Annotated in this window: 8 protein-coding genes; 4 read left to right on the forward strand and 4 right to left on the reverse strand. The window is 72.7% G+C overall.

Annotated elements, in window-relative coordinates; translation table 11 throughout:
- Positions 1–87: 87 nt before the first annotated feature.
- On the reverse strand, positions 88–372 hold the full coding sequence (locus tag ACFQ53_RS17485) for a GlsB/YeaQ/YmgE family stress response membrane protein (RefSeq protein ID WP_377862194.1): 285 nt from the start codon (positions 370–372) through the stop codon (positions 88–90).
- A 174-nt stretch (positions 373–546) separates the two neighbouring features.
- Between ACFQ53_RS17485 and ACFQ53_RS17490 the strand changes: the two genes are divergently transcribed.
- Together ACFQ53_RS17490 and ACFQ53_RS17495 are read left to right on the forward strand one after the other, a co-directional pair.
- Entirely contained in the window at positions 547–4,434 is a 3,888-nt protein-coding gene (locus ACFQ53_RS17490; RefSeq protein WP_377862197.1) for a Pls/PosA family non-ribosomal peptide synthetase, read from the forward strand.
- A gap of 28 nt (positions 4,435–4,462) precedes the next feature.
- On the forward strand, positions 4,463–5,794 hold the full coding sequence (locus ACFQ53_RS17495) for a M1 family metallopeptidase (RefSeq protein ID WP_377862201.1): 1,332 nt from the start codon (positions 4,463–4,465) through the stop codon (positions 5,792–5,794).
- 105 nt (positions 5,795–5,899) lie between these two features.
- Here ACFQ53_RS17495 and ACFQ53_RS17500 read toward each other — a convergent pair whose 3' ends face one another.
- From ACFQ53_RS17500 to nrdF, 3 genes are all read right to left on the reverse strand, one after another.
- Complete coding sequence (locus ACFQ53_RS17500) at positions 5,900–6,424, reverse strand: 4'-phosphopantetheinyl transferase family protein (protein WP_377862204.1); 525 nt, start codon at positions 6,422–6,424, stop codon at positions 5,900–5,902.
- Positions 6,425–6,447: 23 nt separating this feature from the next.
- The gene (locus ACFQ53_RS17505) at positions 6,448–6,771 is read right to left on the reverse strand and encodes a hypothetical protein (protein WP_377862207.1); all 324 of its coding nucleotides are present in this window, start codon (positions 6,769–6,771) and stop codon (positions 6,448–6,450) included.
- A 139-nt stretch (positions 6,772–6,910) separates the two neighbouring features.
- A complete protein-coding gene (gene nrdF / locus ACFQ53_RS17510; protein WP_249480900.1) occupies positions 6,911–7,882 on the reverse strand; it encodes a class 1b ribonucleoside-diphosphate reductase subunit beta in 972 nt (323 codons plus the stop codon).
- 235 nt (positions 7,883–8,117) lie between these two features.
- On the opposite strand from nrdF, the gene ACFQ53_RS17515 reads away from it, so the two are divergent.
- Entirely contained in the window at positions 8,118–9,473 is a 1,356-nt protein-coding gene (locus tag ACFQ53_RS17515; protein WP_377862211.1) for a sensor histidine kinase, read from the forward strand.
- Positions 9,461–10,102, forward strand: coding sequence for a response regulator (locus ACFQ53_RS17520; RefSeq protein ID WP_377862214.1), 642 nt, complete (start codon positions 9,461–9,463; stop codon positions 10,100–10,102). The genes ACFQ53_RS17515 and ACFQ53_RS17520 overlap by 13 nt, the downstream gene beginning before the upstream one ends.
- Positions 10,103–10,275: the final 173 nt, after the last annotated feature.

Genomic DNA, 10,275 nt, shown 5'->3' on the forward strand with positions numbered 1-10,275 from the left:
GCCCGATGCCTTGCGGCATCGGGCGCTCGTCGTTCCGGTGCGGGGTCGGGATGCTCCGCCGGGTCCCGGCGCCGGGACCGGACGGGGTCAGGCGCGGTTCTTGGTGACCAGCCCGTAGACCACCATCACGATGATCGCTCCCACCACGGAGAGCAGGATCGTGCCGATGCTCCAGGGGTTGTTCATGATGCCGTTGATGCCGTTGCCGCCGAAGAGGCCGCCGATGAACCCGCCGACGACGGCTCCGATGACACCGAGGATGATCGTCATCCCGATGCCCATCGCCTGCTTGCCGGGCAGGATGGCCCGGGCGATGAGCCCGATGATGGCACCGATGATGATCCAGGAGATGATGAGGCCGATGAGACCCATGGGGAAGCTCCTTTCCTCTCGGTCCGCGGATGCGGACCCTGTGAGGACCCACGATCCCACATCGGAGCCCCGGACCCCTAGGACATGTCCCGTCCTCGCGACGGCGAACATCTGTTCACCTGCTGGTCACACGCGTCCCTGATCCCTCACGTCGGTGCCGGGATCGGCAGGTCGATGGTCGACAATCATGCTGTGACAGCCCCTGTGCCCGCGCTCCTCGCCGGAGACCGCGCCCCTGCGCCCCGCACCCTCGTGGATCTCTTCCGCGCGACCGTCGCCGCCCACGGCGACGCCCTCGCGATCGACACGGGGCTCGAGCCCCTCACCTACTCCCAGCTGCACGCCGCCGCCTCCGGGGTCGCGGGCCGTCTCGCCGCGCTCGGCGTGGGCCCGGGCTCGCGGGTGGGCGTGCGCATCACCTCGGGCACGCCCGAGCTGTACGTCGCGATCCTCGGCACGCTTCTCGCGGGCGCCGCCTACGTCCCCGTGGACGCCGAGGACCCCGACGAGCGCGCCCGCGTGGTCTTCGAGGAGTCCGCGGTGGCCGCCGTGCTCGGCGACGACCTCGCGCTCGCCCCGACGGGGGTGCACGCCGAGGACCCCTCGGCATCCGGTGAGGTCGTCGACCCCTCCCCGGGCGACGACGCCTGGATCATCTTCACCTCGGGGTCGACCGGCAAGCCCAAGGGGGTGGCCGTCTCCCACCGCAGTGCGGCCGCCTTCGTCGACGCCGAGTCCCGCCTGTTCCTGCAGGACGCGCCGCTGGGCCCGGGGGACCGCGTGATGGCGGGACTGTCCGTCGCCTTCGACGCGAGCTGCGAGGAGATGTGGCTGGCCTGGGGCCACGGCGCCTGCCTGGTCCCGGCGCCGCGCTCGCTGGTCCGCTCGGGGGTCGATGTCGGCCCCTGGCTGCTCGCGAACTCCGTCACCATCGTCTCGACCGTCCCCACCCTGGTCTCCCTGTGGCCGGACTCCTCGCTCGAGGCCGTGCGGCTGCTCATCATGGGCGGCGAGGCGTGTCCGCCCGAGCTCGCCGCGCGCCTCCAGGCCCCCGGCCGGGAGGTCTGGAACTCCTACGGGCCGACGGAGGCGACGGTCGTCGCCTGCGCCGCACAGCTCGACGGCACCGATCCGGTGCGCATCGGCCTCCCCCTGGACGGCTGGGACCTCGCCGTCGTCGACGAGCAGGGCGAGCCGGTCGAGGCGGGTGCCACCGGCGAGCTCATCATCGGCGGCGTGGGGCTCGCCCGGTACCTGGACCCCGCGAAGGACGCCGAGAAGTACGCGCCCATGCCCACCCTCGGCTGGGACCGGGCCTATCGCTCCGGGGACCGCGTGGTCAACGACCCGGACGGGCTGCTGTTCGCAGGGCGGGCCGACGACCAGATCAAGCTCGGCGGCCGCCGCATCGAGCTCGGCGAGATCGACGACCAGCTGCTGCGCCTGCCCGGCGTGATCTCCGCCGCCGCGGCCGTGCGCTCCACCAAGACCGGCAACAAGCTCCTGGTCGGGTACCTGACGGCCGACGCCACCTTCGACGCGGACTCCGCCCGCGCCCTCCTGCGTGAGCGCATGCCCGCCGCGCTCGTGCCGCGTCTGGCCGTCGTCGAGGACATGCCCACGCGCACCTCCGGGAAGGTCGACCGCGACGCCCTGCCCTGGCCCCTGCCGTCGGCCCCGGGCTCCACCCGCGACCTCGAGGGCACCGCCGCCTGGATCGCCGAGATCTGGTCCGACGTCCTGGGCGCCCGGGCCACCTCGGTGCGCGACGACTTCTTCGACCTGGGAGGCGGCTCGCTGACGGCCGCGCAGGTCGTCGGCCGGCTGCGGGAGATGCACCCGGAGGTCGCCGTCGCCGACGTCTACGCGCACTCCACGATCGCCTCCCTCGCCGCCGCGCTCGACGGGATGGGCACCTCGAGCGCCCGCAACGAGGACGAGGCGCTTCCCCTTCGCCGCGCCTTCCAGGCCGCCCAGCTGGTCCTGCTGCTGCCGCTGCGCGCCATCGGGGCGCTGCGCTGGCTCACCTGGCTGATGATCGCCTCGACCCTCGCCTCCGTCCTGCTCGACGTCGCCTGGGCGCCGGCTGCTCCCCTCGGCGTGCTCGTCCCGGCGGCGCTCGTGCTCCTCGTCCCGCCCGTGCGGATGACCCTCGCCGCGCTGCTCGCGCGGCTGCTGCTCGCCGGGATCCGGCGGCCCGGCGCCCACCGCCGCGGAGGCCTCGCGCACCTGCGCCTGTGGTGCGCCGAGCGCCTCCAGGAGGAGCTCGGCGCACAGGGCCTCGCGGGCGCACCCTGGGTCCCGTACTACGCGCGGCTGCTCGGCGCGAGGATCGGGCGCGACGCCGACCTGCACGCGCTGCCGCCCGTCACCGGCCTGCTGCACATCGGCGTCGGCGCCTCCGTCGAGCCGGAGGTCGACCTCGCGGGCACCTGGATCGACGGCGACACCCTGCACATCGGCGCGGTGCGCATCGGCAAGCGCGCACGCATCGGCGCCCGCAGCACCCTGGGTCCCTGCGCGCACGTGGGCAGGGACGCGGAGATCGCCCCGGGATCGGCCGTGCTCGGCGACGTCCCCGCGGGCGAGTTCTGGTCGGGCTCCCCCGCCCGTCGGAAGGCCCGCGCCCGCGGCCCCTGGTCGAGCGAGCACCCGCACCGCGGACCGCTCTGGCAGGGCGTGTACGCGCTGGTCGCGCTGGTGATCGCGGCCCTGCCCGCCGTGGCCGCCATGGCGGGCGCCGCGGTGGCTCTCCCCGCGATCGCCTCCGCGCCGACCTTCGGCGCAGCGGTCCTCGCGGCGCTGCCCTGGCTGCCGCTGTCCGCACTCGTCGGCTACCTCGTGCTGATCCTGCTGGTGCTGGCCCTCACCCGGCTCTTCGCGCTCGGCATCCGTCCCGGCCACCATCCGGTGCGCTCCCTGCCGGGCGTGCAGATCTGGGGGACGCTGCGCCTGCTCGACGAGGCCCGCAGCTGGCTGTTCCCCCTCTACTCGGGTGCGCTCACACCGCTCTGGCTGCGCGCCCTCGGGGCGCGCGTGGGCAAGGGCGTCGAAGCCTCGACCGTGCTGCTCATCCCCAGCCTGGTGCAGGTCAGCGACCACGCCTTCCTGGCCGACGACACCATGGTGGGCCCCTACGAGCTCGGCGGCGGGTGGATCCGCGTGGAGCGGGTGAAGGTCGGCAAGCGCGCCTTCGTGGGCAACTCCGGCATGCTCGCCCCGGGACGCAAGGTCCCCAAGAAGTCCCTGGTCGCGGTCCTGTCGGCGGCGCCCCGTCGGACCTCGGCGAAGGCCGGCGGCTCCTGGATGGGCAGCCCGCCGCGGCGTCTCCGCCGCGCCGGCAGCGAGGCCGACGAGTCCCGCACGTACGCGCCCTCCCGTCGGCTGCGAGTGTTCCGCGGGATCGTCGAGACCTGCCGGATCCTGCCGATGCTGCTGGCCGTGGTGCTGTGGGCGGCGGTCGGCGCGACCCTGCTCGTGCTCGTGGACCGGCACGGGCTCGGCGCCGCGGTGCTGCTGGGCGGTCCGGTGCTGCTGGCCGGCTCGGTCGCCGCCGCGGTGGTGTCGGTCGTCGCGAAGTGGCTGATCGTCGGCCGGCATCGCGAGGGCGAGCACGGGCTGTGGACGTCGTTCGTGTGGCGCAATGAGCTTGCCGACACCTTCACCGAGGTGCTGGCCGCGCCGTGGTTCGCGCGCGCCACGACCGGTACGCTCGCTCTGAACTGGTGGCTGCGGGCGCTCGGCGCCCGCATCGGCCGCGGCGTCTGGTGCGAGTCGTACTGGCTTCCCGAAACCGACCTCGTCGAGCTCGGCGACGGCGCGACCGTCAACCGCGGCTGCGTGGTGCAGACCCACCTGTTCCACGACCGCGTGCTCAGCATGGACACGGTCGTGGTGGCCGAGGGCGCGACCCTCGGCCCCGGCAGCGTGATCCTCCCTGCGGCGCAGATCGACCGCCATGCGACCGTGGGCCCGGTGTCCCTGGTGATGCGCGGTGAGAGCGTGCCCGCGGGGACGCGCTGGCAGGGCAATCCGATCGGACCGTGGGAGGACGACGCATGAGGGGACGCAGCGTGAGGGGAATCGGCGCATGAGGGAGCACAGCGCGCACGCGCACGCCGGCGACGGCGCGGACCCCTACGTCCCGGGGCACGGGGACCGCTCCTTCGGCGTCGAGCACTACGACCTCGACCTCGTCTACAAGGTCGACACGAATCGGCTCGAGGGCGAGGCGACGCTGCACTGCCGCGCCCTCGCGGACGCGGACTCGATCCGTCTGGACCTGTACGGCCTGAGCGCCCAGAAGGTGCAGGTCGACGGCCGCGCCGTGAAGACCGGCCACCGCTCCGGCACGCTCACCGTGCGCACTCCGATCACCGCGGACCAGGAGTTCGTGGTGCGGGTGAAGTACTCCGGCAAGCCGCGACCGGTGCCCTCGCGGGTGCTCGGCGCGACCGGCTGGGAGGAGCTGACCGACGGCGTCATCGTCTCCGCGCAGCCCCACGGGGCGCCCTCGTGGTTCCCGTGCAACGACCGGCCCGACGACAAGGCGACCTGCACGCTGCAGCTGGGCGCCCCGCCGGACTACTGGGTCGCCGCCGCGGGTGAGCTCGAGGGCACGCGCCGCCGCAGCGCGGTCACCACGTGGACCTACCAGCAGCGCGTGCCCATGGCCACGTACCTGGCCACGGTGCAGATCGGCCGCTACTCCCCCGTCGACATCGCCCGCGCCGACGTCCCCGTGCGCACCCTCGTCCCGCTGGGCACGACCCCGGACGACCTCCTCGGCTCCTTCGCCCGCCAGGGCGAGATGCTCACCTTCTTCGCCGAGCTCTTCGGGCCCTACCCGTTCGCCTCGTACACGGCAGTGATCACCGAGGACGACCTCGAGATCCCGCTCGAGTCGCAGGGCCTCTCGACCTTCGGCGCGAACCTCGTGGACACCGACTGGGAGTCGGTGCGCCTGATCGCCCATGAGCTCTCCCACCAGTGGTTCGGCAACGCCGTCACCCTGTCCGCGTGGAAGGACATCTGGCTGCACGAGGGCTTCGCGTGCTACTGCGAGTGGCTGTGGGCCGAGCACTCCGGCGTCTCCAGCGTGCAGGCCGAGGTCGAGAAGCACCACGCCCTGCTCGCCGAGCTCCCCCAGGACCTGCTGCTCGCCGATCCTGGGCCCGAGCTCATGTTCGACGACCGCGTCTACAAGCGCGGCGCCCTCACCGTGCACGCCCTGCGGATGCGCGTGGGCGACGACGCCTTCTTCGCGCTCCTGCGCACCTTCCTCGCCGAGCACGCCGGTGGGAACGTCACCACCGCGATGCTGCTCGAGCACGCGGAGCGCGAGAGCGGGCAGGAGCTCGGGGACCTCGCCGAGGCATGGCTCGAGTCGTTGCCGCTGCCGGAGTGCCCGCGACCGGCCTGATCCGGCGCGGAGTGCTCGGGGCCGACGGAGCGCCTCGGGCGGCACGCCGACGGTCAGGAGTGCGGCCGGCGCCGCCGGCATCACCGGCACGGCCGCGCCGCGGCATCACAGCCGCGCGCAGGCGATCACGTGCCCGGGCGGAGCCGGCGGGTCCTCGACGTCGAAGTCGGCGAGCGCGATCGTGGGCATCGCGCGGGCGAGCCCGACGCCGAGCGCCTTGAGGACCGCCTCCTTGCCCGCCCACAGGCGCGCGCGATCCTCCGGCGTCCGATCGAGCCCGCGCTCGCTCGGGTGCAGCACGAGGGAAGGCGACCACAGCCGGTCGACGGCGGCGACGGACTCGATGTCCACGCCCACCGGACCCTTGCGTCGCACGGCCGTGACCAGGTGCGTGCCGGAGCGGGAGATGCTCACGGGGATGTCGGACGCGGCGTCGATGCGGGCCCAGGGCCGGCCGTGCGCCGAGGAGCCGCACCGCGGGCAGTGCCGACCTGTATGCACCGCCGCCTCCTCCACCCCGCAGCTCTCGGCGATGCGCGCGCGCAGGACCGCATCGGCGTCGTCCTCGGCGCGATGCAGGGTGACGAGCGGAGACTCGTGACGGTGCTGGTGGGCGGCGGGAGCGGTCATGGCCGCCCCAGGATACGGGCCGCTCAGATGTCGTCCTCGCCCGCGGGGCCGCCCTCGTTCTCCCAGTTCTCCATGCGGGTGACGGTGCGCGGGTTGAACTTCTGGCGCACGCCGTAGCCCACGCCGGCGTGCTCGTCCACGGGCAGCAGCTCGACGCCGAATTCCGCGAAGGCGCGGTGCAGCAGGCCGCTCTCCTCCGCCGTGGCGAGGATCCGCCCCTGCTCGATGGCGCGCAGCCTCTCGAGGTCGATGTCGGTGTGCTCGGCGAGATCGGCGAGCGAGACCTGGGCGAGAGCCCGAGCCGCACGGGCCAGATCCGCAGTGATCAGGGCCTCTTGCGTGTTCATGGCACCACTGTGGACCTCCCGCGCGCAAAGCACCAGTGCCCATGATGCGAGAGGCCCGGACCTGCAGAAAGGTGCAGGTCCGGGCCTCTCGCATGCGCGCCGTCGGCGGGGATCCCCGACGACGTGCGCGGTCAGCGGATCAGAAGTCCCAGTCGTCGTCCTCGGTGTCGACGGCCTTGCCCATGACGTAGCTCGAGCCGGAGCCCGAGAAGAAGTCGTGGTTCTCGTCGGCGTTCGGGGAGAGGGACGCGAGGATCGCGGGGTTGACCTCGGTCTGGTCCTGGGGGAACAGCGGGTCGTAGCCGAGGTTCATGAGCGCCTTGTTCGCGTTGTAGCGCAGGAACATCTTGACGTCCTCGGTCCAGCCGACCGGGTCGTACAGATCCTCGGTGTACTCCTCCTCGTTGTCGTAGAGGTCCATGAGGAGGGAGAACGTGTAGTCCTTGAGCTCCTCCTGGCGCTGGGAGGACGCCTTCTCCATCGCCTTCTGGAACTTGTAGCCGATGTAGTAGCCGTGCACGGCCTCGTCGCGGATGATCAGGCGGATCACGTCGGCCGTGTTGGTCAGCTCGCCGTGGCTGGACCAGTACATGGGCAGGTAGAAGCCGGAGTAGAAGAGGAAGGACTCGAGCAGCGTCGAGGCGACCTTCCGCTTCTCCGCGTCGTCGCCCTGGTAGTAGCCCATGACGATCCGGGCCTTCTTCTGCAGCGCCTCGTTGTGCTCGCTCCAGCGGAAGGCCTCGTCGATCTGCTTGGTGTGCGAGAGGGTCGAGAAGATCTGCGAGTACGACTTCGCGTGCACGGACTCCATGAACGCGATGTTCGTGTACACCGCCTCCTCGTGCGGGGTCACCGCGTCGGGGATGAGCGAGACCGCGCCGACGGTGCCCTGCACCGTGTCCAGCAGCGTCAGGCCGGTGAAGACGCGCATGGTGAGGGTCTGCTCGCCCTCGGTGAGGCGGCCCCAGGACTGGATGTCGTTGCTGATCGGGACCTTCTCGGGGAGCCAGAAGTTCCCGGTCAGACGGTCCCAGACCTCGCTGTCCTTCGGGTCGGGGATGCGGTTCCAGTTGATGGCCTGGACCGACGTCTTCAGGTGATCGGAGTTCACCGCTGCCTCACGTTCGCTCTGGGGATGCTTGGGGTCGTCGCTCCCCAGTCTAGGTGCCGTGAGGGACCTCCCGGGCGGACCTCCAGGCCGCCCAGCGCGTCTGTGGCGGAGTCGACCGTCGGGGCTCCGTCGCTGTCGGATCGGTCCCCCATCGGGGCCTCGTCGGGCCAGCCCGACAGCGCATCGGCCGGGTGACAGGATGGGGCTCCCGCCTCCCGACGACAAGACTCGAGCCATGACCTCCTCCTCGACGCATGCTCCCGCCTCGACCACCGGATCGACGATGCCCGTCGACCGCGCACCCGAGGCCGACCGGCGCCGCGGCTTCCTCGCCCACTGGGCGGGGACGATCGTGCGCGCCTTCCTCTACGCGGTCCCCGCCTTCGTGCTCGGCATCGTCGGGTTCGTCCTGACCATCACCCTGCTGGCGGTGGGTGTGGGCACGGTCGTGGTCTGGGTGGGACTGCCGATCCTCATCGCCGCCCTGATGGTCGCCCGGGGCTTCGCGGGCGCCGAGCGGGGCATGCAGCGCGTCCTGCTGCAGCGCCCCCTGCCGCGGCCAATGCGCCGGCGCGCGGCGCCCGACGCCGGCTGGGTGCGTCGCATGCTCACCCCGCTCGCGGATCCTCAGTCGTGGCTGGACTGCCTGTGGACCCTCGTGCACCTGCTGCTGAGCGCCGTCACGTTCCCCGTCATGGTCGCGTGGTTCGCAGGAGCCCTGGGGACGGTGCTGGCGCCCCTCGCCTCGATCATCCTGCGCCTCGTCCTGCCCGCGGGCGAGATGAACGGGCTCGGCGAGCTGCTCGGCTTCGACGGCGCCCTGGCCACCGGCATCGACCTGGGGCTGCAGTTCGCGGGCGGCCTGTTCTTCCTGCTCACCGCCTACCCCGTCGCCCGGGGCGTGACGTCGGTCCATCACGCGGTGGGCTACGGCCTGCTGAGCTCCCGCTTCGAGGAGCAGCAGCGCCTGGCCCGCACCGAGGAGTCCCGCGACGCCGGGCGCGCCGCGGAGTCCGAGTCCCTGCGGCGGCTCGAGCGGGACCTGCACGACGGGCCCCAGCAGGGGATCGTGCGGGCGACGATGGACCTGGCCCGCGCCGAGCGCCTCGCGCCGTCGGACCCCGAACGATCCCGGAGGATCCTCGCGGAGACCCGCGAGATGCTGGGCACGACCCTCGAGGACCTGCGGCGGCTCTCCCGCGGGATCGCCCCGCCGATCCTCGTGGACCGGGGCCTCGCGGCGGCCCTCGCCGAGCGCGCCGCCCTGTGCCCCGTGCCCGCCACGGTCGACTGCCCGGAGATCGACCTCCCCGAGCACGTGGAGATCGGCATCTACTACGTGGTCTCCGAGGCCCTCGCGAACGCCGCCAAGCACTCCGGGGCGAGCGCCGTGCAGGTGCGCGTGAGCCGCGAGGCGGGCAGCGCCCGCACCGTGATCGTCGACGACGGCCGCGGAGGCGCGAGCATCTCCGCCGGCCACGGCCTCGCCGGGCTCGCGGGCCGCGTCGCCTCGCTCGAGGGGACGCTGCAGGTCGACTCCCCTGCCGGGCAGGGCACCCGGATCGAGGCGGTGATCCCGTGCGCCTCGTGATCGCCGACGACTCCGCCCTGCTGCGCGAGGGACTGCGCCTGCTGCTCGAGGACGCGGGCCACGACGTCGTGGGCTCCGCGGCCGACGGCACGGAGCTCGTGGCCCGCGCGCTCGAGCACCGGCCCGACCTCGTGATCGCGGACATCCGCATGCCCCCGAGCCACAGCGACGAGGGTCTGCGCGCCGCCCACGAGATCCGCCGCAGCTGGCCCGAGGCCCCGATCATGCTGCTCAGCCAGTACGTCGTCGTCGCCTACGCGGCCGAGCTGATCGGCGCCGGCACCCCCGCCACCGGCTACCTGCTCAAGGACCGGGTGAGCGACATCGGCCGCTTCCTCGAGTCCGTCGAGCGGGTGGCGGGCGGCGGCGTGGTCATGGACCCCGACGTCATCGCGCAGGTCCTCGCCTCCCAGCGCCGCTCCCCTCTCGACGAGCTCACCCCGCGCGAGCGCGAGGTCCTCGAGCTCATGGGCGAGGGCCTCACCAACGCCGGGATCGCGGAGCGCCTCGTGGTCACCGAGGGCGCCGTCGAGAAGCACACCCAGCGCCTGTTCGCGAAGCTCGGGTTGAGCCCCGACGCGAGCGTCCACCGGCGCGTGATGGCCGTGCTGACCCTGCTGGGCGGGTGACGGACAGAGGCAGCTGCGGGTGAGGGGCTGGGCGGACGCGTGCGAGGTGCCCGCCGTCGGGAGCCCGCCCGTCGGAATCGGCTGAATCGACGTTGAGTGCTGCGCCCGGGTGGTTGTTTGCGCGCATAAACACCCAAGCGCCGCCGGGGTCATTAAAACAAATACGAGCCCAC

Source organism: Brachybacterium sp. NPDC056505 (assembly GCF_042794925.1).
Classification (GTDB): domain Bacteria; phylum Actinomycetota; class Actinomycetes; order Actinomycetales; family Dermabacteraceae; genus Brachybacterium; species Brachybacterium kimchii.